The following is a 25,712-nucleotide window of genomic DNA, read 5'->3' on the forward strand; positions in this document are numbered from 1 at the left end:
TCGCGGGATCAGTCGTCGGCGGACACGCGCCAGGAGCTGAGCCGGCGTTCCACGGCCACCAGGAGCTGGTTGAAGGTCACGCCGATGGCGGAGATCGTGATGATGCCCGCGTACATCTGCGGGATCGCGAAGTTGAACTGCGAGGCGTTGATCAGATAGCCGAGCCCCGCCTTCGCCCCGATCATCTCGGCGGCGACCAGCACCAGGATCGACACAGCCCCGGCCAGCCGGACGCCCGTGAACATCACCGGCACGGCGGACGGCAGGATGACCTTCTGGAACAGACGCGGCGTGGACAGGTCCATCGACTTCGCGAGCTTCAGCAGCGTGGGGTCGACATGGCGGACGGCGCTGATCGTGTTGAGCAGGATCGGCCAGGTGCACGCGTACACCACGATGGAGATCTTCGAGGTCTCCCCGATGCCCAGCAGCAGGACGAAGACCGGGAGCAGGGCCAGCGCCGCGGTGTTGCGGAACACCTCCAGCAGCGGACCGAGCAGAGCGGCCACAGGCCGGTACCAGCCGATCAGCAGACCGAGAGGTACGGCGACGGCCAGGGCCAGACCGAATCCGCTGAACGAGCGCACCAGGCTGGCGTAGGTGTTGTCGGCGAGCTGACCGTCGGCCGCCAGCTCCCACCAGGCGGCGGCGACCTCGCTGAACGGCGGCAGGAAGGTCCGATCGACCAGTCCGAGCCGCGGCGCGGTCTCCCACAGCACCAGCAGAGCCACGATCGCCGCGGACTTGGTGGCCCCGGCCGCCAGGAGGGACAGCAGTCGGTGGGCCGCCCGGTGGACGCGGGCCCTCCGATCGAGGGCCCGGCGCGGCTTCGTGGAGGGTGCCGACGGTGGCGCCGTCGAGGGGAGGGAGGGGGTGTGGATGTCCTCGGCGAGGCTCGCCGGTCCCGGTGAGTGATTCACTTCGGTGGACGTGCCGGTCGTGAGGCTCATACGGAAGCCTCCTCCTTCTCCAACTGCTGAGCTCTGGCCACTTCGTCGTGGAGCAGCGACCAGATCTCGTGCCGGTGGTGTGCGAACTCGGGGCTGGAACGGATGTCGTCGGTGCTGGTACGGGAGTCGAGGGCGACCGGCACGATCTGCTTGATGCGGCCCGGCCTTGACGTCATGACGGCGACGCGCTGCCCCAGGTAGACGGCTTCGTCGATGCTGTGCGTGATGAAGACGACGGTCTTTCCGGTGCGCTGCCAGATGCGGAGCAGTTCGTCCTGCAACGACTCACGGGTCTGGGCGTCCAGCGCGGCGAACGGCTCGTCCATGAGCAGCACGTCCGGGTCGTAGGCGAGGCTGCGGGCGATCGCCACCCGCTGCCGCATCCCGCCCGACAGCTCATGCGGATGCCGGCTCTCGAACCCGGACAGGCCGACCAGGTCCAGGAACTCCCGGGCCCGCGCGGCCCGTTCGCGGCGTGGCATGCCGATGGCCTCCAGGCCGAACTCGACATTTCCCTGTGCTGTGCGCCAGGGCAGCAGGGCGTACTGCTGGAAGACGATGCCGCGGTTCAGGCCGGGACCGGTGACGGGTGCGCCGTCCAGCAGGATCTGTCCGCCGGTGGGCCGGGCAAGGCCGCCGAGGAGATCCAGCAGTGTCGACTTGCCGCAGCCGCTGGGGCCGACCAGGGCGACGAACTCGCCCGCCGCTATCTCCAGGTCGATGCCGTCGACGGCCGTGAACTCCCTGGACTTCCGTGTTCCCGAACCTCCCTTCGCCGTCGAGCCCTTGACCTTGAAGACCTTCCGGACGCCCTCGAACACGATCTTGGGTGTGGTGGATGCCGGCATGGGATCAGCTCCCGCTCTTCGAGGCGGAGGAGGACGGTGAGGCAGGCGCTGCGCCGCCCCCACCGGCGGTGTTGAACTCATTGGTGTAGAGGTCGCCCAAGGTGACCTGGCCCTTCCGGATGTCGCCGCGCGCGCCCAACCAGTCGATCCAGAGCTGGAGTTCCTTGCCGGTGATCCGGCCTGCCGTCTCGGCGACGCCGTAGGACCGCCAGTACTTCAGAGGTGCCGTGTCCTCGTTGCGTCCGCGCTTCTTCACGATCTCCGTCATCCGGGCGATGACCTCCGCGTGCGGAGTGCTGCGCGACCACTCGATGGCCCGCCCCACCGCGGTGGCGAACGTCCGGGCCGTGTCGGGGTTCTGCTTGAGGAAGCGGTCCGTCATCACGTAGGTGCCGGCGCTGAAGGCGCCGAGCAGTTCGAAGTCCGTGAAGAGCGGCCGGATTCCTCCGGTCTCGAGGGCCTTGTCGCGCAGAATGCCGCCGAGTACGGCCACGTCGATCTGCTTCTGGCGCAGCGACTGCTCGGTGTTCACCGGAGGCACCACCAGAGACTCGACCTTGTCGATGTCCGCCCGGGGCAGACCGCCTCGCTGGAGATAGATGTCGAGCATGGCCTCCGCGTGTGCTCCGAGGGTGTTCATCCCGACCTTCTTGCCGGTCAGATCGCGGGCGGAGCGGATCGGGCTGTCCTCGAGGACGTAGTAGCCGTTGTAGGCGTGCTTGTCGGAGCCGTAGTAGCTGATGACAGCCTTGATGGGGGCCTTGTTCGCGGCCAGTTTGACGACCGCGCCGTTGAAGGCACCGCCGAAGTCCGTCTGCCCGGTGGCCGCGGACTGGATGTCCTGCGGCCCGCTGATCGTGTTGCCGACCCACTCCAGCTTCACGTCCTCCAGATAGCCGAGGTCCTCGGCCAGCTCCGGCAACGTGACCTGTCCTGCCCAGCCCTGATACCGCAGCGTCCGGGTCTGGCCCTTGCCGGCGGCGCCTGTCGCAGTCGTGCCGCAACCGACCGCGACCGCGGAGAGACCGAGCAGAGTGAGGAACTGTCGTCGGGTCGACGCCGTCGTAGTCATGGAAATCCTGTTCACATTCGATGGGGCGGCTGGAGTGTGTTTCTACGGAGTTCTTCTGCTGCGATTCTTTGCTCAGACTCTTTGCCGAGTTCTTTTACGTAAGCTGCGAGAATCGTCATCGAGCAGGGCTGGCCCTGGGCAGCCTGGTCAGAAATGGGCGCCAGGATTTCGGGACAGTGCATGGAAAGCACCGGACGACGGAAAGGAACCTCACCTGAAATGTCGGCGAGGAGTCCGGTCAGCTACCGCAGTGGCGCGGCACAGCAATCCACAGCGCAGAGAGCAGGAAGAAGGCGGCTTTCGGCCGACTTATCGACCGACGGAACAGATGGCGCCGGCTTGACGTCGCAGTTCGACGTGGAGCCGCGCGGCGAGGTTCTCGTACGTGCTCATGGCCAAGAGGCTTGCAGCGAAAACCGGACACGTCAATGTCTCTTCCCGCTGCGTCTCGCATATTGAATCTCGTGACATACGCGCGAAGTGCGGCGTTCACAAATTGCCTGACGCGGGGCGCTGGGAGCACGCTTCATACGACGGGCCGCCCACAGCCCCGCCGCTTCGGAGGCCCGCGGGCGAAGCCGGGGAGCACGCGGGCAAGGGCCCCCGGAGTCGCCAAGGCTCACGACGCAGCCGGTGCTCCCTCAAGAAGCGGGAGGCACGGGGCGCTCGCCCGGGAGGTGCGTCGGTCGTTCGGCCTCGGCTACGCCTTGGCGCACAGGTACGGACGGGCGAGCAGCAGCCCCGTGCCGGTCATGGCGATGCCGAGGTAGACCGGCGCGAGGTGGATGAAGTCCGTGTAGTGGATCGCGCCGTGCACCACGACAGCGGGCAGGAAGCCGGCCGCCGCCGCCACGCCCAGGGTCCAGAACACCCAGGCCTCGCCCCGCCGCCAGCCCCACGCGCTCAGCAGAAGGATCGCCACCGCGGCGGACATCAGGGCGCCGCCGAACCCCGCACGGTCGTGCGCGACGAACGGCACGAGCCGGGGATTGACGGACTCCAGCATCTGCGTGCTGGTGCCCAGGAAGGTCAGATCGGTCGGCACGAAGACACCGGTCAGACCGACCAGCGAGATCACCGCCCCGCCGGCGAACAGCCCCGCTCCCGTGACGATCAGCATCAACTGGCCCACCAGCGCGCGTCGGCGCTCGCGCTCCGGGCCCTCGGGCGCCAGACGCCACCGCGGTACGCGCCCGGTCCGACGGACCGCGGCCACGAACATCGGGAACAACACGACCGTGGTGGCCGTGTGCAGGGGCTCCACGAAACCGGTGACCAGGAAGTAGAACAAGGTGGGGAAACCGATCGCCCCCGAAAGCAGATACACCTCGCGAGCCCAGGGCCAGCCACGTCTGATCCCGCCCACCGCAAGGCCTGTGTAGAGGGCGCCGATCGCCACCATCGTGCCGGCCATGGTGATCCGGTCATGCTGGAGGAAGTGGACGAGGTGGTGGTTGGCGGCATGCAGTTCGTGCAGCGTCATACCGAGGTAGTCGCGGTCGTACCAGAGCAGTACCGGGCCCAGTGTGATCGCCGCGGCGCCGAGGCCGGCGCCCGTCATACCGAGCCCGACGAGCAGCGCCCACCACCAGGCGGGCCAGCGCCGGGGATCGCGGCCGACATCCCTGAGCACCGGAGCGGGCGCGGTGGGCGTGGCGGCCTCGGTGACCCGTGCGAACCAGCCCGGTCCGGCCTCGACGAGCACCCCGGGCCGGGCGAGCACGACAGCGCCCGCTTCCACGACCGCGGCGGCGGCGGTGACCGATGGGTCGGACACATGGACCACATGCGGGTCGTCGCTGCTGGTGAACCCGTCGACATGAGCCTTGAGGGCTTCCTCGGCCTGCGGATCGCAAGCGCGGACGACCAGGGGGATCGAGCGGCCGGCGGCGGCCTCGCGTACGGTCTCCACGTCGGCCGCCGAGACGGGCGACACCTCGACGACACCGGCACCCAGCGGGGCCATGGCGCGGACCGCCTCACGGGCGAGCGAGGGCGGGACGGATATACCGATGCGAACGCGCACCGGCACGCCCGCGATCTCACCGGCAAGGCTCTTGGGCGGATGACGGTGGCCGAACCCGCGGGCGATCAGCCGCGCGCCGGCGGGACGCGAGCCGATCCAGGCCAGCAGACGCAGTGCCGATCGCTGCGAACGGCGCCGGCCGAGGACGGCAGCGGCCGCGCCGCGCAGCGGGTGATACGTCCAGTCCGGCATCAGTGGCTCTCACTCTTCGTCGCGGCCGACGGGGCACCGGGGGCGGTCCAGCCGAGCACCGGCGTCATGGAACGCAGCGTCGCCCGCGTCGGCATCAACCGTGCGGCAGTGTCGCGCAGCAGCACGGCAGGCGGCCACGACAGCTGGCCGACAGTGCCGAGCCGGGCGGAGCGGCGCGTGATGGCCCGGGTCCGCGGGCGGCGCAGCCGGTCGTACGAACGGAGCGCGGCCGCCACGTCCGGCGCGCCGTCGAGGCAGTGGGCGAGGGTGACCGCGTCCTCCAGCGCCTGGCACGCGCCCTGGCCCAGATTCGGGGTCATGGCATGGGCGGCATCGCCCAGAAGCGCGACCCGGCCGCAGGCGAAGGAGGCCAGCGGCGGCAGGTCGTAGAGGTCGTGCCGTAGCACCGCGTCCACGGGCACGGCAGCCAGCAGAGCCGGAACGGGGTCCGGCCACGACCCGAACCGGCGCACCAGCTCGGCGTACTCGGACGCGGACGAGCCTGAGGCCCCTCCCGCCGGCAGCGACGCGGTCGCGAAGCAGTACATCCGCCCGCCCGGCAGCGCCGTGTAGCCGAACCGCTCCCCACGGCCCCAGATTGCCGCGCCCTCCGCGGGTGGCTCGGCCAGGGACTCGGTGATCATGCGCCAGGCGGTGTATCCGGCATACCGCGGACCGGCCGCCTCCGGCCACACAGTGCGGCGGACCACACTGCGCAGCCCGTCCGCGCCGACGATGAGTTCGGGTCGCGACTCACCCCCGCGGTGATCCACGACCAAGCCCTGTCCGTCGTCGCGGACCGCGTACACCTCGCTGCCCGACCGCAGGCTGTCGGCGGGCAGCGCCTCGGTGAGCGCCCGCAACAGATCCGCGCGATGCAGGACCACCAAGGGGTGGCCGAAACGGCGCGTCAGCTCCGCGTTGTCCGTACGCGACAGCCAACGGCCCTGGCGGTCGCGTACGCCGCCGCCGGCCTCGACCGCGCCCCGTGCCCGGACTTCCCCGGCCAGGCCGAGCGCCTCGAGCGCATGCAGCGCATTCGGCCACAGGGAGATGCCGGCGCCGATCTCGGTGAACGCCGGGGCCCGTTCAAGCACCTCGACGTGCCAGCCCCGGCGGTGCAGGGCGACGGCCGCCGCGAGGCCGCCGATCCCGCCGCCGACGATGGTCGCGGCGCGCTGCGGCATGAGTCCTCGCTTGGGTTCGGGGGCGCCGCCCCCCGGTCAGGCGGCCATCGATCCGGTGCCCGAGCGGCACGCGACGATGGCGCACGTCCGGCTGAGCAGCGCCTCATAGCAACATGCCAACAGATACCTGTCAACGCGCCACCCGCGTGGACCGGAGATCCCAGGACACTGCCTGCCGGGCAGGCCATGGCCCCTGTGCAGCGGACCGACGCCGGAAGGGGGATCAAGGTCGAAATCCGTGCAGGCACGGCCCCCAGGTCGGCCTTGCCGGGCATCCGGTGTCGAGTGCGTGCGGTTCACGAGCCACGGTGAGCGACAGGTCGCACAAAATCGGGTGACTCCTGCAAGCCGGCTCCGCGATCATCGACCGATGGCCACAGAACCTGACGTCCTCAGCCTGCGCATCGTCTGCCCACCGCCCGGCCAGGGTGCGGTGGAGGTCCGCCCGATCGTCAGTGGCCGGGATCTGCTGGCCGACGTGTTCCCTCGTGGAACGGGTGTGAGCCCCCGGTATCTGTTGACCCCGGACGGGCTGCTGCATGCCACTGCGACACCCCGCGAGATTCGGCTCGCCGGGGCCGGGTGTGGTGAGGAGTGGTGCTGTGGTGCTCTCTACGCGACTGTCAGGCGCGAGGGGGAGCACGTGGTCTGGGCGGGCTGGCACGACCCGGCCGATCAGGGTGTCGACCTGCCGGAGCTCCGGTTCGCCGCCGATCAGTACGAGGACGAGGTCCATCGAGCTGAAGAGGACCGCCGTTGGGAATGGCCTGCCGGAGCGGTCGCGCGAATGCTGGAGGCGAGGCTGCGAGGACACGAAGCCTGGCTGTCCGGGTGGAAGTGCGAGTTGGAAGGCGTCTGGGCCTCCCGCACCGAGCCCGATCGGATCCACGTCGTCCTGATCCATCCCTGCATCCGGGCCGAGGCTGACCGACCCTGGCTCCAGTTCGGAATGACCCTGCCCATCTCTGCGGACGTCGACGCGGCAGAGCAGGCCGAGCGTCTTGAGGCTCGTCTCACCGCAGGCGATCCCCGTGCCACCGCCGAGGTCTGGGGAGGCTCCCATGACGCCGAGCGACTCGGGTACCCGTGGCCGCCGGTCCACCCATCGGGCACGTGAGCAGGAGGGGCGGCGAAGTGTCGAAGACACGGTCGGCGCAGCTCTCCACCACCGGTCCCCGCCTCGCCTAGAACCGATCAGCCCCGTTCCGCGTCCTTCTCGCAGAGTCATCTCCGGCCGGCCGGTGCGGAGCATCGCCGGCCCTGGAGGGCATCATCGCCACGTTCACCCCTGACCGTCCTGCCGAGACCGCACGGCCTCGCCGGAGGGCCCGCATCGGCTGGGCACTGCTGGGCGTCGTGGCGGGTGTCCTGCTGACCGTCGTGGTCATGACGGTTCTGTGGTGGCCGCGGACGGAGGTGACGTACCGGAGCAGTGCTCCCTCATCGGTGGTCTACGACGACCAGTCACCGCACTTCCTGGGGCTGGTACACAGATACACCCTGTCCGGGGAGCACTCCTACAGGATGGTGATCAGCAGGAGTCCCGGTGAGGCCTACGGACACTGGCTGGACGTCGACGCTGCTCTGGCCACGAAGGGGATCGAATCCACCACATGGACGGAGTCGGGGGTACGTGTCCGCTTCCTGACCGGTCACGAGGTCTTCGTCCCCGCCCGTTTCTTCCTGTTCGGCAGGTAGCACGGAGGGGCCGGCACGGCGCGGAGGGACCGAGGAGGCCTGGAGAGGGGCACCACTGCATCCGCGACCGCCGGCCCACAAGAGAGAACCACCACGGAACCATCGACTCGAGTCACTGACCGTGGGCCGGCATGTCCCAGGATCGGGGTCGGGTGAGTGCCTGCCACTCGTCCCGGAGAAGGGCGAGCACCTCGACGTCGTAACGGCGCCCTCGGTGCAGGCACGCGGAGCGGCGCACCCCTTCCCGGACGAACCCCGCCCTGGTCAGGACGCCGAGGGCCGCGCTGTTGGTGGCGTGGGTGACGGCTTGGACGCGGTGCATCGGCAGTTCGCCGAAGGCCAGGTCGACCAGCGCGTCCACCGCGTCCACGCCGTACCCCTGTCCCCGGTGGCCGGGGTCGAGCATCAGCATGATCTCGGCCGTTCCGTCGACCAAGTCCTGGTCGATCAGGGCGATGTGGCCGATCGGCGTGCCATCGGGAAGCAGGACGAGGAAGTCGTCGCGGTCGTTGTCGTCGCGGTCGCGCTCGATGCGCTCGCGCACGGCGGAGAGGGAGCGTGGCCACATGCCGATCTCATGGGCGGCCACGGGGTCGGCACGCCAGGAATTGACCAGCTCCGCGTCGTCGACGTCGAGCGGTGAGAAGGCGACGCCCCTGCCCCGCCAGCAAACCTCCCGGAGCGACCCGGCCTCGCCGCTCTCCTTCTCGACATGTCCCGTCACAGCCGCTGCCGCTTCCTCGATCATGGGCGGATGCTACGCGCCCACAGGACCGGTGAACCATGCAATTCCGTTCCCCGGACGGCCCCATACGGGCAGGAGCAGCGCGGCGCACCTCCAGAGTCCACGTGCGGACACACCTGCCGGCGTTCTGGGTACGGCGACGGCGCGGAGTTGAGTACGAGCGCTCAACCCGGCGTTCCTCCCGACGTCCACGATGGGAGTCATCGTCGACACGAAGGAGGCGCCAGATGCTCAGCCGCATCGCCGACGTCCTGGTACCCGCAGTAGGGCGCCTCGGCGTGACCGTGAGCACCCGAGCCGAACTGGCGCCGGGCAGCATCATCGCCGCGAACCACACCTCGCTCGCCGACCCCGCGATCGTGCTCGCCGCACTCCGCCGGCTCGGCGTCTCGCCCGTGGTCATGGCCGCCGCGGGTCTGTGGCGCATCCCCTTGCTCGGCCAGGCGCTGGCCCGCGAAGGCCACATCCCCGTGATCCGCAACGACCGCCGTGCCTCGGACGCCCTCGAACTCGCCGCGAAGACCCTTGAACAGGGACGCCTCGTCCTCATCTACGCCGAGGGTGGCCTCCCCCACCGCGCCGACGCCGGCGAAGCACCTCCCGGTGCCTTCCGCAGCGGGCTCTCGCGTCTCGCGCACCGCACCGGCGCGCCCGTCGTCCCGGTGGGTCAGGCCGGTGCCCGCCGTGTCACCTCGGGCAACACGGCGAAGCAGCTCGCCGGAGTGGCCACCGCGCCGCTACGCCGACCGGGACTGCACGTCCACGTGGACGCACCGCTCACGCTGACCGGGGACAGCGCGGCGCGCACGGCACAGGCCCACACCGCGGTGACGGCGGCATGGAGAACCGCGGCCGACCACCTGGGGTGATCCTCTCGCTCCGGCAGATGCACTTGGCCGCTGGACACCTACCGCGAGCCGAGGAACTCGATCGCCCGCTGAGTAAGGAGCTTGGCAGCGTCCGGGTCGTAGGACGGCAGCGAATTGTCCGCGAACAGGTGCTGGTCTCCGGGATACAGGAACATCTCCGCGTCAGGGCAGTCGGAGACGAGGGCGCGGGCGGCGTCGATGTCCTCGGCGAAGAACGGATCGGCTTCCTTCGCATGCACCTGCACCGGCACACTGTCAGGCCATGCCACACCGAACTCCGACACGGGGATGCAGGCGTGGACCAGGAGCGCGCCCCGCGCGCCCGCCCGCGTCTGCGCCAGCTTCTGGGCGGGCAGCACGCCGAGCGAGAAGCCGACGTAAACGGCATCCCGCGGCAGCAGTTCGGCCGCGCGGACACCGCGCTCGGTGATCTCGCCGAAGCCGATCTGCTCGACGTAGCCGAGGCCCTCCTCGGAGGAGCCGAAGATCCGCCCGTCGAAGAGGTCAGGCGTGTGGACGGTGTGGCCGGCCACACGGAGCTCGTCGGCGAAAGCGGCGACTCCGGGGGTCAGCCCCTGCACGTGATGGAACAGTACGACCTCTGCCATGCCCGAACCCCTTGCTTGCCGGTAGCCAATGATCCGGAAGTTTAGAATAATCGAGAAGTGTCGAACAATACCCGCCTCCCCGACTACGACCTCGCCGACGTCACGGAGGTGACAGCACCGGCTCAACTCCGTGCGCTCGCCAACCCGTTGCGCAATGCCATCCTCGAACTGCTCCTCGAACGGGCCGCGACGGTGAGTGAACTGGCTGCCGCACTCGGCCGCCCGAAGAGCACCGTCGCGCACCATGTGAATGTCCTGGTGGATGCCCGGCTGATGAAGGTGGTGCGGACCCGCCGGGTGCGGGCCATCGACGAGCGCCGCTACGGCCGCACCGCGCGCATCGTCCGCGTCGGCACGGTCAGCCCCACCGACGGGGCCGAGGCGCCCTACTGCAACAACGATCTCGCCACGGCGGCGGCCGAGTCGGCCTCCGCACATCAGGCAGATCAACTCTCCTCGATCGTGCGGCACGTGCGGATCCCCCGGGAGCAGGCCCGTGAGTTCTGGACGCGGGTCCTGGAGCTCGCCGACGACTACGCGCAGCTCCCGCGCGCAGGCGATGTGGTGTACGGCTTCGCAGCCGGGCTCTACCCGACCGACTATCCGGCGCTGCCGGAGGCTGAATCTGCCGCAACGGACGCGGACTGACCTTTACGGCAGGTCATGGCATCCCCAACCACGACCTACACCACCCGATCCTTCACCGCCCGAACCTTCACCACACTCACCCCGACAGCCCGCCACCTCGCGTAATCCGTCGGGCAGGCCCTAGAACGCCTCCGCCCGCGTTCGGTCACCAGGGCCAGGGTCCGGGCCCGGGCGCCGACTTGGAGGAGTGGCGGCCCGTCGCCGTAGGCCGGTACTGCCCAGCCGGCCCAGGAGGAAGGCGACGGGTATCGACACGAGGACGACCGTCTGGAGCGGGAACCAGTCGACGTGCCAGTCCGGGAAGAGGGCCAAGGGGTTGCCGGAGAAGACCGGGCCGGACAACTGCAGCCCGACGGCGCTGCCCAGACCTCCGTACAACGTCCAGAGCAGGCCGGTGCGGGTGTAGCCCTTCCAGAAGAGGGAGTACACGAGTGCCGGTAGCAGGGAGGAGGCGGCCACCGCCAGGGAGAGTGCCGTCAGGAACTGGACGTTCCACCCCTGGACCCAGACCGCCAGGGCGATGCTCAGTACGCCGACACCTGCGGACGCCAGGCGTGCGGCTGCCACTTCCCGGCCCTCGGTGGTACGCCCACGGCGCAGAACATGGGTGTAAAGGTCGTGGGCGATCGTCCCCGCTGCGGCGAGGGTGACGCTCGCGACGACGGCCAGCGTCGTGAGAAAGACACCGGAGGCGACCAGGACGATGAGCAGCGCTCCGCCGGTGTCCGCGTCCGAACCCCCTGCCAGTTCGCCGGCGAGCATCACCAGTGCACTGTTTCCGCCCGGATCGGCGGCCAGGATCGCCGGTGCGCCGATCAACGCCGAGGCCGCGAAGCCAATGAGAACCGTGGTGAAGCAGAACGCGCCGACGATCGTGACGGTGTGGCGCACGGTACGGCGGGCGGTGGCGGCGTCGGGAGCGGTGCCGAGTTGCAGGGCGACGTGAGGCAGGCAGGCCACGCCGAGGACGATGGTGGTCATGAGACCGATGAAGTCCAGGGTGGCCGCGGGTTCGGCGCCGGCGGCGAAGCGGAGACCGGGGCGCAGGTAGTCGGCGGGACGACCGCTTCCTTGTCCTGCCGCGGCGATCAGGGAGTCGGCGCTCCAGTGGAAGCGGTGCAGCAGTACGGCGGACACTCCCAGGGCCACGCAGAGCAGCACCACCGTCTTGATCACCTGGATCACGACCGTACCGCGCATGCCGCCGAACGCCGTGGTGCAGACGACGAGGGCACCGATCATGACGACGGCCGTCTTCTCGGTGCCCGGACCGGACAGCCCCAGCAGCGCCGCGGTGGTCACTCCCGCACCGGAGAGCTGCACGACGAGATAGGGGACGCAGATGCAGAGGGTGACGACGGCGACCGCGATCCTCACCGCGCGCCCCGGGGCCCGCGGGCCGAACGTGTCGCCCAGGGTGTAGCCGGCGCGCTCGCGCAGGGGCGCGGCGAGCAGCAGCAGTACCCCGAGGGAGAGCACGGTACAGAGCGCGATGAACAGGCCGTCGTATCCGAAGACGGCGACGCTTCCTGTGGTCCCGAGCACCGTGGCCGAGGAGAGGTACACGCCGGAGAGGACGAGGGCCCCTCGCAGGGGACGCAGTGTGCGACCCGCCGTGTAGAAGTCGTTGACGCGGTCCCTCGGGGGCCGCTGAGGACGCACAGGAACAGGATGGGGACGATGAACGCCACGAAGCAGCCGAGGATCAGTGCCTGGGTGTCCGTGTCGAGGGTGCCGGGCGCGGCGAGCGGGATCTCGGGTCTCATCAGTACTCCCCGAGCTCGTGCGCGGTGCGCGGGCCGCCCGTCCCGGACTGGTCCGCGCGGCGGTCGTAGCGCGCCGCCGTCCACACCAGCAGCACGGCCTGGAGGAGGAGTGCGAGCATTCCGATGCCGGTTCCGCCCTCGACAGGGGCGGCCATGAAGTCGGGGGCGGAGCAGACGAGCAGCAGATGCGCGGCGAAGGCTGTCGTGTTGACCACGGCGAAGGACAGGCCTGGACGACGAGGCCGGGAGGGGTGAGGGGAGTGATGGGGGGAGTTGGGGACGTGCGGGTAGGTCATCGCGGTCTCTCCTGGCGGGCCTGGGTGCGGGTGGATCGCCTCTGAACGAGGCTCACCAGAGCACCGGCCCCCTCCGCCCGTCCATGCGGTCGGCATGCGTCGGTGTCCGTTCCCAATACCCGGCAGGTATGACTGTGCCGAGGCCCAGAGAGAGGCGGGTGAGGGAGGGTCAGGCCAATGGGCGACGCCGCTGAGCGTCGTCGGTGGAGCCCGTTGCCACGGCCGGCCCCAGCAGGCGGTGGGCGTCGAGCGCGAGAGTGAGTTGCACCAGGTCGCGAGGGCGGGACAGCGCGAGGCCGGTAATCTGCTCGACACGGCGCAGGCGGTTCAGGACGGTGTTGCGATGGCAGAACATGCGTCGAGCCGCCTGGACGGTGGAGCCACCGCATTCGATCCAGACGCCGATGCTGTCGAACAGCAGGTCGCGGTCGACGGGTTCCAGGTCGTACAGGGGCCGCAGCACCTGGCGGACGAGTTCGTTGGACAGGTCGGGCCGCGAGACCAGGAGTCCGTCGGGCAGGCGGGAGTCGAGACGGGCGACCTCCCCGTCGCCCCGACAGGTACGGAGAGCGAGCCCGGCCATGTCGCGCGCGCGGGCAAGGCTCTCCAGGCCGGGGACCACCAAGCTGATCCCGATGCGGAGCCCCGGACCACCGACCAGACCGGAGGCGAACGCATCCAGCGGGCGGTCGTCCAAGTGCGCGACGAAGACGGCCCGTTGACCCCAGGAATACCGCAGGACGCGTATTCCCCTCAGCTCTGGAGCGGCCCCGGGCACGCGGCCGTACGGTGGTGTCGCCTCCGCCACCGCCACCGCGTACCGGCCACCGAGCGGCAGATCGAGGATGTCGGCCGCGCTCCGGGTGAACTCAGGTTCGGGCCGCTCCTCCAGCAGGGCGGCGAGGATCAGACGGACGCGTTCGGCGTGCCGGCCGGCGACCCCGTCGATGACCTGCCGATAGGCATCGGCGACCAGGACGGCGTCGCGGTCGTTGCTCTTCCACACCAGCTCGGCGACGTGTACGAGCCGGTGCATGTCGCCCAGGCCCTCCCGCTCCACCACGCCGATCATCCCGCTCCAGACTTCGGATCCGGCGACACGGAAGGCATGCAGGACTTCGTCGAGGGGGCGGCCCTGTTCCGCGCGCCGCATACCCAGCTCTCGGGTGAAGCGTTCGACGTCCACGATCCTGCTCGGATCCACCCCGGTCTCCAACCCGTGGCGGATGCCGGTCCCCACGGTCTCGCGCACGTCGGGCGGCGCGAGCACCGGGTCGGCGTAGTACGGCACCTCGGCGCGGATGGTCTCCAGAACAGCGTCCGTGAAATCCGTGCCGTACCCGAGAAGCCGCCGGCAGGCGCGGTCGAAGAGCTCGACGGAGGACGGGTCCGTGGCACTGCCGGGGGCGGAACTACGGTACATGGACGCTCCTGATGGACGGGGTGCCAGAGCACCACGCGAGGCGGCGGCATGCGGCGGCGCCGTGAGCCGGCGACGACCAGGGCCGCCGACGCGCGGCCGCCGACGAGCACTGCCGGCGCGCGGCCGACGACGTGAGCTGCGCGGAGCGCGGGGAGGCCGTCGCCGGGCCGGTCGCCCTAAGCGAAAGCCGGCAGCGGCCTTCCCGGCGGGCATCATGCTAAGCGGTCGGTCAGGAAGTGGTGAGGTCTCAGCCGGATCGTGATGTTTCCGGATCCGAATCAGAGAGACCCCCCCCGCAGCACCGCCCCGACGTGGACTCGGACGCTCCCGGACGGACCTGTGTGTCACTGCGGCAGCGATCCGACTCTGGCTTGGCACATGGACCGCCGGACAGAAGCTAGACGCAGGTGCTCGTCCCTGGGGTGCAGAACTTGACCTGGGGGTACTGCTCGGATGGCTTGTCCAGGAGGCGCTGGGGTCGGTGGCGCAAGTGCAGGTCGAGGAACGCGCGGGTGTACCTGCGGATGATCTCTGAGGCACGGGCCGCCGGCAGGTCGGCACCCATGTCGATTCCGAATTGCTCGGCCAGCAGTCCGACGTCGGTGAAGGTGGCGTGTTCGGCGCCGGCCACCACGAGCCACCGCTTCCACCCGGTGAGGCGCTGCCAGTCGCGTTCCCAGGTGGCGGCCGCGCCGCCGCTGCCCGGGCTGTACTGGGCCTGCCTGCCGAGGAACAGGAACGGACGGGACTGGCCGCTGTCCGGGATCGGGACGTGGGTCGTGCCGTCGATGTCGATTCCGGCGCGCACCCGGGAGTCGGCCAGCATGGACGTGACCGTGCTCGCGCCGCCGACGGAGTGGCCCACCATCGCGATCCGCGACGGGTCGAGGAGCGGGGCGCCGTCCCATGGCGCGTGTGCCCCGGTCAGTTCGTCCAGTACGAAGGAGACGTCGGCGGCCCGGCCCGTGACCAGCCGTTTCCAGAACTCTTCGTCATGCGTGACCTCGGAGGCGGTGCACGTGGTGACCCGCCCGTCCGGGAAGGTGGTGGCAACACTTTCGTAGGTGTGGTCGATCGCGGCCACTATGTAGCCGTGGCTCGCCAGGTCCTCGGCGAGGGCGGTCAGCGTGGTGCGGGGCTTGGTGAAGCCGGGAGAGAGCACGACCAGCGGCAGACCGCACGAGGGCCCCGCCGGTCGGGCGTCGGCGAAGGCGTTGGTCCGTGTCCTGCTCAACACGTCCAACGGCACGCCGGTGATGCCCCCTTCCTTGAGGAGCAGCTCCGACTCCGTCGGTGTCATGTACTGCGCCCGCCGCCCGTTCGGCGAGGCCGTCGGGTACCACAGGGAGACCATGAGTTCGCGCGCGCTCACCCCGGAAGCCCAGGGATCGGGGCGGGAGTCGTCCGTGAGGTGCAGGGACGTGGTGCCGACCGGATGGGTGCCGGTCGGTCTGGGCAGGGACGGTGTGCTTCCCGGCGCACTGGCCGCGGCCGAAGGAGGCCCGCCGATGTCAACGGCGAACGTGAGCAATGTAGTGGCCATAGCCAGGCCGTAACGGAAGAGCGCGTGGTTCATGCGGGATGTCCGTTCTCTACTCAGGGCGGGCAGTGGGACGGTGGATGACGACGCCGTCGCTCCGTCTACGGTTCCCACGCAGGAGCCATTCGGTTCCCCGAACTGGATCGTGCCCGCCGGACCACGCCGGCCTCGGTTCCGAGCTCGGCTCGGACGGCTTCGTACTCCATGGCGGCTCCTACGTGAGGTGCTTGTCGGGCCAGCAGAGAGGAGATGGGTGGCATCAGGCCCGCGGAACACCACGATCCGGCCGTCGGGGCCCCGCTGAATCGTGGTGTCGTGCCGATCGGGGACTGCACGGCGTTGGCCGCCCGATGTCCGGCAGATCCGGTCAGCGACGAAGGTGAAGCCAGTGGCGCGCGGTGGACATTGTCACCTCGACGTCGTCGCTCCATGAACAGACTTCCAGCCACGACAGATAGCCGCCCTGCGTGAAGACCAGGACTTCACCAGGGCACTCGCCTGTCTCGGTGACCAGCTGTGCTTCGGCCGCCACGACGGTGCTGGGGCCGGTGGGCGCGGGCTCCGCGTTCCGACGAACCCCGGCAGATGGCGGTCGGTCGGCCGGCGTGGGAAGGCGTCCAGGACCAGGTCGGTGCGAGCAAGTCCGCCGCCGGCAGGCTCGTTGGGCGGCTGCGCTGTCAGTGGGCGGGAGGCGTTGGCGCGAAGGGGCCGTCCAGGGCTGCCCATTGCAGGAGCAGGATGGTCTTGCCGTCGGTGATGCGTCCGTCGCGGGTCATGGCGAGGGCTTCGGCGAAGGGCAGTTCGAGGACCTCGATGTCTTCGCCGTCCTCTTCGAGTCCGCCGCCGGTCCCGGTCCGGTCGGCCGGGGTGTAGGGGGCGGCGAAGAAGTGGAGGCGCTCGGTGACGGAACCGGGGCTCATGAAGGCGTCGAGGACGTGGGTGAGCGGGCCGAGGGTGACGCCGAGTTCCTCGGCGCTCTCGCGTCGTACGGCGGCCGGCGGATCGTCCGCGTCGAGCAGCCCGGCGGCTGCTTCGACCAGCATGCCGTCGGGGTGGTCGTTGACATAGGTCGGGTAGCGGAACTGACGGGTGAGCAGAACGCAGCGACGCTCGGTGTCGTAGGGCAGGACGACCGCTCCGTTACCGCGGTCGTAGGTCTCGCGCTGCTCGGTGACCCAGCGTCCGTCGCGGCGGCGGTAGTCGAAGGTGGTGCGTCGCAGGACGTGCCAGCCCTGGGAGGTGAGTTCGACGTCGCGGATCACGATGTCGGGGTTGCGGTCCAGGTCGCGTCCCGCGCGGTCGAGACCGGTGCGACCGCGGTGGTCAGGGGCGTCGAGACCGGGGCGACCGCGGCGGTCGGGGGCGTCGAGACCGGGGCGGGGGCTCATGCGTCCACCTGCGGGGTACGGGGCGGGATCTGCGCGATGTCGTGATAGACGGGCAGGCCGCGGCGGCGGGCGGTGGCGACGTCCTGGTCGGCTCCGGTGGAGTCGCCGGGCAGGCGCAGTACGGCGTCGCAGTGGGCGAGCAGGCGCTCGGCGGCCGGGTACAGCACCTGGTCGGCGAGCGGGTCGGTGGGGCCCGCGCCGGCCGAGTGCAGCACGGGCAGGGCGATCCATTCCCCGATCACGGGGAGGTGACCTGCGGCGAAGACCGGCCACGCGGCCGCTTCGAGGCGGGCGAGGTTGGCGGCCATGGCCTGCGGGTCGCCATCAGTGCCGGAGCGATAGGGCCCGGCGATGAGGATGAGCATGGGCTTGTCGGTCATGGCGCGCTACGATACATGCAGAAACGTGCAAGAACAGGAGAGAGTACGGATGCTGGCTGCCGAACGGCGTGACCATCTGCTGGATCTGCTCGCCCGCGAGGGCAAGATCGTCGCCAAGGACGTCGCCGCCGCGTTGGGGATCTCCGAGGACAGCGTGCGGCGCGACCTGCGTGATCTCGCGAGCGAGGGCCTGTGCCAGCGGGTCTACGGTGGGGCGCTGCCCGCTTCGCCGGCTGTGGCGGACTACCACGCCAGGCAGACCGTCGCCCCGGACGGCAAGCGGAAGGTCGCGTCGGTAGCCGCCGGGCTGGTGCGACCGGGCGGCGCCCTGATCCTCGACGGCGGCACGACAGCTCTCGCCGTCGTCCACGCGCTCCCCCAGGATCTGGCCTGCACCGTGATCACTCACAGTCCGACGATCGCCGCGGCCCTGCTCGACCACCCGCGGGCGGAGGTCTTCCTGCTCGGTGGCCGCATCTTCAAGCACTCTGCGGTCGCCTGCGGTGCGGCCGCGGTCGAGGCCGCGCAGAACATCTCCGCCGACCTCTGCTTCCTCGGCGTCACCGGCGTACACCCGGAAGCGGGCCTGACCACCGGCGACGCCGAGGAGGCGGCGATGAAGCGCGCCCTGGCCGCACGGGCCGCGGACACCTACGTCCTCGCCTCCTCCGAGAAGATCGGCACCGCCTCACGGTTCCGCGTCCTTCCCTGGGAAGAGATCAGCGGACTGATCACCGACGCCGCCCCTGACAACCCGGTGATCGAGCAGCTCACGGCGCGCGGCATCGAGGTTCTCGCGGCCGACTGACAGACGCGCCGGCCGCCGGCCTGACCGGCCGTCAAGCGCTCCGGCGCGGCGAGCCGGGGATCGACCGAGGCGCGCTCAGCGCATACACCCGGGCAGGGCGGCCGCGGTCCGCGGACGGCGTCTGGGGCGTAGCGGATCAACGTACCGGCCGACACTGTTCACGGACTGTCGCCGTGCAACTGTCAACTACTTCATCAGAGTTGCGCTTGATGGGCGATATCAATAGATTTGTGGTAGGTGCCGATTCTCCGGTGCGCATTCACCTGTCCCGTCGTGACCCGGCCGACGCCGTGTCTGGCAGACCCGACGTTCGACTGAGAGGGCCACGACGCTGAGCGGTCCCGGTCCGACCCGACCGCGGATTCGCAGGTGCCAGTACGACTGTCCGACGCGCGGTCGCGATGCCACATCCATGCTCCGGCCCCGCGAGAGAGCCACGCGGCAGCCTGGCTCCCAGTGGACTGAGAGAAGAGCCGAACCATGGCCAAGATCAAGGTGCTGCTCGAAACCGAAGCGTCACAGACCCAGTCCGAGGGATTCGGTGCCTTCCGGGAAGCCGTTGCCTCCGAGACCTCGGCGCTCGACCAGGTACTTCCCGACCTCGACCGGGTGGCCGGGCTCGGTGTCGAGCCCGGCGAGAACTTCGTACCCGTCCCCATGTTCAGCACACCCCGCGAAGGAGGCGAGACTCCCGAGCCGCTGCGCTCCCTGCGGGAGTTCGCCGTTCCGGAAACCAACCCCGACATGGCACCGACTTCGGTCGTGATGCCGGTGGAAGTCGACCCCACCAAACTGACGGAGCTGCGCGAGCGCGAAGGCGTGCGCGTGTGGGCGAGCTCTGCGCTGCACCTCTACGAGGACGAAGACAGCCCGGACGCGCCGGGCGCGGACGTCGAGGCGAACGCGTTCGACCTCGCCCGCTCGCGCACCGGCCTCGACTGCCGGCCGTTCCGCCCCGGTGCCACCCTTGAAACCATCCGGGCACTGCTGGGCGTCGCCCGGCCGTGGCAGGAGGGCTTCCGAGGGCAGAACATCGTCGTCGGCATCATCGACGAGGGCGTGAACGGGCACGTCTACCCCGTCTCCGGCGGCTTCGCCCGTCCGGGAGCGACCCTCCAGCCCGGGGCCGCTCCGATCACCAGCCACGGCTCGATGTGCGCCGCCGACATCCTCGTCGCGGCACCAGCGGCCCGGCTGTACGACTACCCCTTCCTCGGGCAGCCCGACTCCGGAGGGGCTCTGACCATGTTCCAGGCGGTGCTGGAGCACCGCAGGCTCGACGGCACGCCGCACCTGACGAACAACAGTTACGGGTTCACCGGCGTCCCTCGCCGTGAGCTGGCGCCCGGACACGAGATCTGGGATCTCGACCACCCGCTCCATCGCAAGGTGCGCGAGGTCGTGGCCTCCGGCGCGGCGGCGTTCTTCGCGGCCGGCAACTGCGGCGCCCACTGCCCGAGCGGCGCCTGCGACCGCTCCGGTATCGGCCCCGGCCGCTCCGTCCACGCCTCCAACAGCCTTCTGGAGGTCATCTCGGTCGCCGCGGTCAACAGCCACCAGGAGCGTGTCGGCTACTCCTCACAGGGGCCCGGCATGTTCGAGTCGCAGAAGCCGGACTTCGCGTCGTACACGCACCTCTTCGGGAACTTCGGCCCGGGCCGCCCCGGCGGAGTGCCGGCGCCCCCGAGGTCTCCCTTCGACAACGGTACGTCGGCGGCCACACCGGTCGCGGCGGGAGTCGCGGCGCTGCTGCTGTCCGCGTTCCCGAGGCTCAACCCGGAGGAGCTGCGCGAGGCCCTGCTGGCCGGGCTGGTCAACACGACGGGCAAGGCCTGGGATCCGGGCTATGGGCGTGGGATCGTGAACGCCGCGGCATCGTACTCCTTCCTGCTGCGCAAGCCCTGAGGCGCGGCCCCCGAGCGGCTGGAGGCTCTTGGCGGAGGGTGACCTCGGTATGACCGAGAACGAGAACTCGTGGATCGCGTGACCCGAGAGGGTGTTGACGAAGTGGCGCTTGGATGAAGTGGCTCTTGACGGTGCCGATCGGCACCGACCTCGGCGACCTGGCGACCTGGCTGTCCACCGCCGGCGGCACCCTGCTGGATGTCGAACCGGTGCCGATCGGTGACGACGAGATGGTGGTGCAGGCCGAAGGGCCACACGACCTGCCCACGCGGGTGGCCGGCCTCGGCCTGCCCATCAAGGTGAACCCGAGCTCTGAGTTCGACTTGGGCGGCTAGGTCGGCTGGGTCGGCCAGGTCGGAGTGAGGCCGCGTAGACGGTGGCGGTCTTGTCCCAGCGGTGACCAGGACGCCCCACTGCTTGATCTTGCCGATGCAGCACTCCCGACAGATCGGGCATATGGGGCGGCTGGGCCGGGCATCACGCGCGGCCGCTCTGTCATCCTTCTCTCCGTGCAGCCACCCTCCTCCGTGACGCCCGACGCCCCCGCCCCCATACGCGACCCGCTCCTCACCCAGGAGTGGCTCGACCTCACCTTCATCCACTGGGCCGTCGACCCCGGCGTCGTAGCCCCGCTCCTGCCGAGCGGGACGATGCCCGACACGCACGACGGGGTCACTTACGTCGGGCTCGTGGCCTTCCGGATGCATCGGGTCGGCTGGCTCCGGCTGCCGGGAGTGCCGTACCTCGGGTCGTTCCCCGAGACCAACGTGCGCCTGTACTCGGTCGACGCGCACGGGCGGCGCGGTGTCGTGTTCCGGTCGATGGACGCGTCACGGCTGATCCCGGTCGTGATGGGGCGGGTCGGCTTCCGACTGCCGTACGTGTGGTCCCGAATGAGCGTGAGTACCGACGGCGACACCGTCGACTACGCCAGTTCCCGCCGCTGGCCCGGCCCGCGCGGGGCACACAGCCGCATCACGGTGGCCAGGGGCGAGCGGATCGAGGAGCCCACCGAGCTGGAGCACTTCCTCACCGCCCGATGGGGCATGCACAACCCCTTCTTCGGTGGGGCGGCGTATCTGCCCAACGACCATCCGCGCTGGCCGCTGTACCGCGCGGAACTGCTCGCATACGAGGAGAACCTGCTCGCCTCGGCCGGCCTCCCGACACCACGCGAGGACCCGGTCAGCGTCCTGTACTCCCCCGGAGTCCCGGTGCGCCTCGGCCGGCCGTCCCGCTCCGCCCCCACCGTCCCGCCCCCGCGCCGGCCTCTCTAGACCGCAACCCGCTCCGCCCCGAATTTCCTGGGCCGGTTCACCCGGGTGAACCTTCCGCGCTCGTGACCGTCAACGGCGGTGCTTGGCAGGGTCGTTCCGCGCAACTGCGCGCCATCGGCGTCGGCCTGCTGCCGCCCTGCGGGGCCGCGCGGGGCGCCGTCAAGGCGAGGTCGAAGTTACTCGGAGCGAGACGGATAGACCTCATCCTCGTCCCAATCACCGACTACGGCATCCCTATGCACCTTGCCCGGATGCCCTGCCGGCAGGACGCACTCGGCCTCGTACCCCTCGTCGTTCGAAGAACCGTGCCCAGGCACCACACTTCTGCGCCGTCATGAAGTCTTCCCCCGTCGAGCGTCAGCCTGTCAGGAGGCTACCCTCGGCGCCGTCACCGATCACATGACGTCTCCCAAGCGGTTGGGGGCTTCCTGTGCGCGCGTCACCCAGGTCTGTGTCGGCGTCCTGTGCCATCACATTCGGATAGATGCCAACAGACCCCGACCGCCTTGATCACCTTCCGTAGCAGCGGGCTATCGTGGGCGACGCTATGGAACGGTGTGATGCCGAGGCAGCGTCCGCTGGGGAGCAAGCTGCAAGTGGCGACAGGACTTTGGGGGCGGAGTGCAGCCGGACAGTGGACCAGGTGTCGGTCCCAGCCCGAGGGAGGCAGCGGCCTTCCTGCTGGACAGGATTCGTCAGGGCAACAGCTACGCCCACAGCCGGAAGAAGCGGTTCGGCCGAAGTGCCTCCCTCACCAAGGTGGCGACGCTCGTACTGTCCGCTGCGTCCACCGTCATCCTGGGCCTGCAGAATCTCAACGCGTGGGCGGGTCTGGCCTTGGCTTGCATGGCGCTGGTGACGTTGTTGGGAGCCGTCGAACCGTTCTTCAACTGGCGCTCCCGGTGGGTTCTGATGGAGGAAGCGCAGTATCGGTTCCAGCGGCTTGCCGATGACCTCGAATACCTGCTGGCGACGACGGCCGGCGACGATCTCACCTTCGATCAGCTCGGCGAGATCTTCGGTCGGTATCAAACGATCTGGGACGACCTGAGCCGCACCTGGCTGGAACATCGCCGGGAACCCGCCTCATCAACCCATGCCTAGAGGTGCGCGCGCTTCGCTGTGCTTCCAACCACTCACCTGACGTGTGGCCATGGTGACGATGGGCTGTCTAGGGTGTGCTGGTCGGTGGCTTCGGCTCGTGCGTTCCCGACGCACGGCCGCAGGTGGCGGCCCCCGCCGCTCTGCATCGAGCTGGACTGTGTGGGTGTCGGCCTTCGCCGAGCGGCTTCTGCGGCTTCTGCGGCGGCTCCGCTTCGGTGACCTCCACCCCGCCCTCCAGGCTGAGGGCGCCAGGTATCCGGCCCATGCGCCCGGAACTGACCGGCGGTGATCATCGCCTCGCCACACAACGCTGACCTGCATGATGAACGACGGCGTGCCTACCACGGCCCGGGGGGCAGACCCGGCTCCGGCCGTCGGTCGAGAGGCATCCCCCTCGGCTCCGGCCAGCCGGTCATCCGGGTGTCCGGGTGTCCGGCACGGCTTCCGGGTTGGGTAGCCGGCCGCTGCCTGAGGGATTCGCGGTTGTTTGCCCGGGAGGGGTCGGGTGCGGCGCCCGCCGGCGGACAAACGAGGCGTGATCGACATCACACTGCCCGGTGGCAGGATCGACAACCTCGGTTCGGGGTCAGCCGGAGTGCGGTCCGGCGCGTGCTCGGTGCGGCGGGAAGGACCACGCGACCTCGAGGTCGCCAACGCTTCGCCTTCACCGTCAGCCGTAGGCTGGATTCCATCTCTCGACGGACAGGAGGCTGACGTGACCCAGACGACGGTGGCGCAGGTCATGGCTGATTTGGCCGTGCTCGAGGACCCGAAGATGCGCGCGGCGAACGAGAAGCGCGGTGACGATCACGGCGTGAACCTCGGCAAGCTGCGCGCGCTTGCGAAGCAGCTCAAGACGCAGCAGGACCTCGCGCGCGAACTCTGGGAGACCGATGACACCGCGGCGAGGCTCCTGGCGATGCTGATCTGCCGTCCGAAGGCATTCGAGCGCGTCGAGCTGGACACCATGCTGCGGGAGGCGCGCGCCCCCAAGGTGCACGACTGGCTCGTGAACTACGTGGAGAAGAAGAACCCGGCGTCCGAAGAGCTGCGCCTCACCTGGTCCGCGGACCCGGATCCAGTGGTTGCGAGTGCCGGCTGGGCGCTGACCACCGAGCGGGTGGCGAAGAAGCCCGACGGCCTCGACCTCACGGGACTGCTCGATGTCATCGAGGCGGAGATGAAGGACGCCTCGGACCGTCTGCAGTGGGCGATGAACCACTGTCTGGCTCAGATCGGGATCGAGCACACCGAGCACCGCGCCCGCGCGATCGAGATCGGCGAGCGCCTGGAAGTGCTCAAGGACTACCCGACTCCCCCGAACTGCACGTCTCCATTCGCACCCGCCTGGATTGCCGAGATGGTGCGCCGTCAGGACGACAAGTAGAGGTCCCGCCGCGGCTTCGCCGAAGGGCCCGAGACGCCGGCTCACAGCTTGCGGATGGCCTCAGCTGGGTCGGGACCGGAGGAGGCCCAGCGGACGATTGATCCGTCACTGCCGAGCTGCCCCATGCACCACTCGCCGTCGTCACGAGCGGGGCCCGCGATCTCAGCCGAGGCGCCGGCCAGTGCGGCTGAGATCGCGGACGTCGTCCCATCGGGGTGCTGACCAGCGTCCGGAAGGCGGGCTGCGGCCGGACGGTCGCGTCATGCCGCCAGGTCAGGTCAGGTCAGGTCAGGTCAGGTCAGGTCAGGTCAGCGAAGTGGTCGTGAAATGCCGAACCTGAAGTGGCGCCACCAAGTACTCCTCTTCGCCGGGCAGAACCACCGGCTGGTCACGCCAGTTCTCACCTGCGTAACCGACCAGGTCTTCCTCGCTCCGCCAGCGACTGACGTACAGAAGTCCGTCCGGCGGAGCGACCAGGACCTCGTGGTCCACCAACCCCGGGTGGAGAAGCGGGAACTCACGCACAGCAGTGACGATCACGTCGCGGAACGCCTCGAAGCGATCAGGACGTACACGGGCCTCACTAATCCTGATGATCACGCCCCTCACGCTGCCACACACGCAGCTATCGCGTAACCCCAGACCCGCTTTCAGTCGCCGTTGACCTCCGTCACACGCCAGTCGGGCCCCAACGGGGTTGCCGCGCCTCTCCGTTGACGTGGATCCTGGGCACTGCGGAAACGTCAGCCCCGCCAGCCCCCCGGTGGCCACTGGCACGCACGGATCAGGTCAGTCCCACTGCTGGTCCGCGAGGGAGGCGACGGGCTGGGGCTTGCCGATGACGGCCAGGGCGATGAAGAAGTTGATCTGCCCGATCGCGATCGTCAGCGTGGCCAGCGCCTTCTCGTCGTAATGCTTCGCCACCTCGGCATACAACTCGTCCGACACACGCTCCCGGCCGTGCGGGGCCGGCTGAAGCGTGGCCTCCACCAGGGCGAGCGCGGCACGCTCGGCGTCGGTGAAGTACGGGGCGTCCTGCCAGGAGGAGACGGCGGTGATGCGCTCCTCCGACTCCCCGGCCTTGCGCAGGAAGCCGGTGTTCAGGATCGTAAGGTAGGTATTGTGGACGATCTGCCCGGCACGCAGATGGACCAGGCTCATCGTGGTACGCGGCACCGACTGATTGCCCGTAGCCCGGAACAGAGCGGCACTGACGTCGCTCAACTCGGGAACGAACTCAGCCGGGTTGGGCATCCGGGAGATCGAGGTCTTGTCCGTCACGGCATTTCTCCTTCATATCGGCCTGGTTGGCGTCTTCACAGCACTGACGGACCGGCTCACGCGGATGTGACCGGAATCCGGGAAGAGTTTCGTCGTGGAGTGTTCCGGCCCGGCGACAACCCATCCCCCGACGAGGCGGTCCCCGATGCCCTGGCCCTGCCAGGCCCGATCGAGATGGAGCTGGTCCAGGTCTTCGCCGTCCAGCACCATCATCCCGACCACCGAGCCATCGACCGTGGCCACCCACGTCTCCTGGCCCGGGCACGACCATCTCCCGGCTGTCATGGGGGTGCTGCCGGATCACGGGTGCGTCC

The 25,712-nt window shown here is 69.6% G+C and carries 26 protein-coding genes; 10 read left to right on the top strand and 16 right to left on the bottom strand.

Annotation, left to right across the window (positions count from 1 at the left end):
* Positions 1–8: 8 nt before the first annotated feature.
* The 5 genes from ACFVZW_RS07010 to ACFVZW_RS07030 form a co-directional block, all read right to left on the bottom strand.
* Positions 9–950 carry an ABC transporter permease gene (locus ACFVZW_RS07010; protein ID WP_384517856.1) on the bottom strand — a complete coding sequence of 314 codons (942 nt, stop codon included), beginning with the start codon at positions 948–950 and terminating at the stop codon, positions 9–11.
* On the bottom strand, positions 947–1,798 hold the full coding sequence (locus ACFVZW_RS07015) for an ABC transporter ATP-binding protein (RefSeq protein ID WP_384517859.1): 852 nt from the start codon (positions 1,796–1,798) through the stop codon (positions 947–949). Before ACFVZW_RS07015 ends, ACFVZW_RS07010 begins: the two co-directional genes overlap by 4 nt.
* A gap of 4 nt (positions 1,799–1,802) precedes the next feature.
* Positions 1,803–2,870: an ABC transporter substrate-binding protein gene (locus tag ACFVZW_RS07020; RefSeq protein ID WP_384517862.1), complete on the bottom strand. Its 1,068-nt coding sequence runs from the start codon at positions 2,868–2,870 to the stop codon at positions 1,803–1,805.
* Between the two features lie 700 nt (positions 2,871–3,570).
* Complete coding sequence (locus ACFVZW_RS07025; protein ID WP_384517864.1) at positions 3,571–5,088, bottom strand: hypothetical protein; 1,518 nt, start codon at positions 5,086–5,088, stop codon at positions 3,571–3,573.
* Positions 5,088–6,275, bottom strand: coding sequence for an FAD-dependent monooxygenase (locus ACFVZW_RS07030; protein WP_384517867.1), 1,188 nt, complete (start codon positions 6,273–6,275; stop codon positions 5,088–5,090). The genes ACFVZW_RS07025 and ACFVZW_RS07030 overlap by 1 nt, the downstream gene beginning before the upstream one ends.
* Positions 6,276–6,645: 370 nt before the next feature.
* Between ACFVZW_RS07030 and ACFVZW_RS07035 the strand changes: the two genes are divergently transcribed.
* Positions 6,646–7,392 (top strand): hypothetical protein, encoded by a 747-nt coding sequence (locus ACFVZW_RS07035; protein WP_384517869.1) that lies wholly within the window; start codon positions 6,646–6,648, stop codon positions 7,390–7,392.
* A gap of 269 nt (positions 7,393–7,661) precedes the next feature.
* A complete protein-coding gene (locus ACFVZW_RS07040; protein ID WP_384517872.1) occupies positions 7,662–7,973 on the top strand; it encodes a hypothetical protein in 312 nt (103 codons plus the stop codon).
* 112 nt (positions 7,974–8,085) lie between these two features.
* Here ACFVZW_RS07040 and ACFVZW_RS07045 read toward each other — a convergent pair whose 3' ends face one another.
* The gene (locus tag ACFVZW_RS07045; protein WP_384517874.1) at positions 8,086–8,721 is read right to left on the bottom strand and encodes a GNAT family N-acetyltransferase; all 636 of its coding nucleotides are present in this window, start codon (positions 8,719–8,721) and stop codon (positions 8,086–8,088) included.
* 224 nt (positions 8,722–8,945) lie between these two features.
* Here ACFVZW_RS07045 and ACFVZW_RS07050 point away from each other — a divergent pair, with 224 nt between their 5' ends.
* Entirely contained in the window at positions 8,946–9,587 is a 642-nt protein-coding gene (locus tag ACFVZW_RS07050; protein ID WP_384517877.1) for a lysophospholipid acyltransferase family protein, read from the top strand.
* 38 nt (positions 9,588–9,625) lie between these two features.
* Here the strand turns inward: ACFVZW_RS07050 and ACFVZW_RS07055 are convergent, their stop codons facing one another.
* Positions 9,626–10,195 carry a dienelactone hydrolase family protein gene (locus ACFVZW_RS07055; RefSeq protein WP_384517880.1) on the bottom strand — a complete coding sequence of 190 codons (570 nt, stop codon included), beginning with the start codon at positions 10,193–10,195 and terminating at the stop codon, positions 9,626–9,628.
* A 57-nt stretch (positions 10,196–10,252) separates the two neighbouring features.
* Between ACFVZW_RS07055 and ACFVZW_RS07060 the strand changes: the two genes are divergently transcribed.
* Positions 10,253–10,843 carry an ArsR/SmtB family transcription factor gene (locus ACFVZW_RS07060; protein WP_384517883.1) on the top strand — a complete coding sequence of 197 codons (591 nt, stop codon included), beginning with the start codon at positions 10,253–10,255 and terminating at the stop codon, positions 10,841–10,843.
* A 120-nt stretch (positions 10,844–10,963) separates the two neighbouring features.
* Here ACFVZW_RS07060 and ACFVZW_RS07065 read toward each other — a convergent pair whose 3' ends face one another.
* The 6 genes from ACFVZW_RS07065 to ACFVZW_RS07090 all read right to left on the bottom strand — a co-directional run bounded on the left by ACFVZW_RS07065 (position 10,964) and on the right by ACFVZW_RS07090 (position 17,636).
* Positions 10,964–12,505, bottom strand: a complete 1,542-nt coding sequence (locus ACFVZW_RS07065; protein ID WP_384517885.1) for a cation acetate symporter — start codon at positions 12,503–12,505, stop codon at positions 10,964–10,966.
* Between the two features lie 103 nt (positions 12,506–12,608).
* Positions 12,609–12,905: a hypothetical protein gene (locus ACFVZW_RS07070; RefSeq protein ID WP_384517888.1), complete on the bottom strand. Its 297-nt coding sequence runs from the start codon at positions 12,903–12,905 to the stop codon at positions 12,609–12,611.
* Positions 12,906–13,074: 169 nt separating this feature from the next.
* Entirely contained in the window at positions 13,075–14,328 is a 1,254-nt protein-coding gene (locus tag ACFVZW_RS07075) for a PucR family transcriptional regulator (RefSeq protein WP_384517891.1), read from the bottom strand.
* A gap of 397 nt (positions 14,329–14,725) precedes the next feature.
* Positions 14,726–15,904, bottom strand: a complete 1,179-nt coding sequence (locus ACFVZW_RS07080; RefSeq protein WP_384517893.1) for an alpha/beta hydrolase family protein — start codon at positions 15,902–15,904, stop codon at positions 14,726–14,728.
* A 641-nt stretch (positions 15,905–16,545) separates the two neighbouring features.
* On the bottom strand, positions 16,546–17,256 hold the full coding sequence (locus ACFVZW_RS07085; protein ID WP_384517896.1) for an NUDIX domain-containing protein: 711 nt from the start codon (positions 17,254–17,256) through the stop codon (positions 16,546–16,548).
* On the bottom strand, positions 17,253–17,636 hold the full coding sequence (locus ACFVZW_RS07090) for a DUF4406 domain-containing protein (protein ID WP_384517899.1): 384 nt from the start codon (positions 17,634–17,636) through the stop codon (positions 17,253–17,255). Before ACFVZW_RS07090 ends, ACFVZW_RS07085 begins: the two co-directional genes overlap by 4 nt.
* Positions 17,637–17,685: 49 nt before the next feature.
* Between ACFVZW_RS07090 and ACFVZW_RS07095 the strand changes: the two genes are divergently transcribed.
* The 6 genes from ACFVZW_RS07095 (at position 17,686) to ACFVZW_RS07120 (ending at position 24,117) form a co-directional block, all read left to right on the top strand.
* Entirely contained in the window at positions 17,686–18,444 is a 759-nt protein-coding gene (locus ACFVZW_RS07095; protein WP_384517902.1) for a DeoR/GlpR family DNA-binding transcription regulator, read from the top strand.
* Positions 18,445–18,924: 480 nt separating this feature from the next.
* Positions 18,925–20,349, top strand: coding sequence for a S8 family serine peptidase (locus tag ACFVZW_RS07100; RefSeq protein ID WP_384517905.1), 1,425 nt, complete (start codon positions 18,925–18,927; stop codon positions 20,347–20,349).
* 113 nt (positions 20,350–20,462) lie between these two features.
* Positions 20,463–20,684: a hypothetical protein gene (locus ACFVZW_RS07105; RefSeq protein ID WP_384517907.1), complete on the top strand. Its 222-nt coding sequence runs from the start codon at positions 20,463–20,465 to the stop codon at positions 20,682–20,684.
* 174 nt (positions 20,685–20,858) lie between these two features.
* On the top strand, positions 20,859–21,626 hold the full coding sequence (locus ACFVZW_RS07110; RefSeq protein ID WP_384517909.1) for a YqjF family protein: 768 nt from the start codon (positions 20,859–20,861) through the stop codon (positions 21,624–21,626).
* A 621-nt stretch (positions 21,627–22,247) separates the two neighbouring features.
* Positions 22,248–22,730: a DUF4231 domain-containing protein gene (locus tag ACFVZW_RS07115; protein WP_384517912.1), complete on the top strand. Its 483-nt coding sequence runs from the start codon at positions 22,248–22,250 to the stop codon at positions 22,728–22,730.
* Positions 22,731–23,472: 742 nt separating this feature from the next.
* Entirely contained in the window at positions 23,473–24,117 is a 645-nt protein-coding gene (locus ACFVZW_RS07120; protein WP_384518077.1) for a DNA alkylation repair protein, read from the top strand.
* A gap of 303 nt (positions 24,118–24,420) precedes the next feature.
* Here the strand turns inward: ACFVZW_RS07120 and ACFVZW_RS07125 are convergent, their stop codons facing one another.
* The 3 genes from ACFVZW_RS07125 to ACFVZW_RS07135 all read right to left on the bottom strand — a co-directional run bounded on the left by ACFVZW_RS07125 (position 24,421) and on the right by ACFVZW_RS07135 (position 25,641).
* Positions 24,421–24,717 carry an antibiotic biosynthesis monooxygenase family protein gene (locus ACFVZW_RS07125; RefSeq protein ID WP_384517914.1) on the bottom strand — a complete coding sequence of 99 codons (297 nt, stop codon included), beginning with the start codon at positions 24,715–24,717 and terminating at the stop codon, positions 24,421–24,423.
* 189 nt (positions 24,718–24,906) lie between these two features.
* The gene (locus tag ACFVZW_RS07130) at positions 24,907–25,371 is read right to left on the bottom strand and encodes a carboxymuconolactone decarboxylase family protein (RefSeq protein ID WP_384518080.1); all 465 of its coding nucleotides are present in this window, start codon (positions 25,369–25,371) and stop codon (positions 24,907–24,909) included.
* A gap of 39 nt (positions 25,372–25,410) precedes the next feature.
* Entirely contained in the window at positions 25,411–25,641 is a 231-nt protein-coding gene (locus ACFVZW_RS07135; protein WP_384517917.1) for a GNAT family N-acetyltransferase, read from the bottom strand.
* Positions 25,642–25,712: the final 71 nt, after the last annotated feature.

Source organism: Streptomyces sp. NPDC059567 (assembly GCF_042735655.1).
GTDB lineage: Bacteria > Actinomycetota > Actinomycetes > Streptomycetales > Streptomycetaceae > Streptomyces.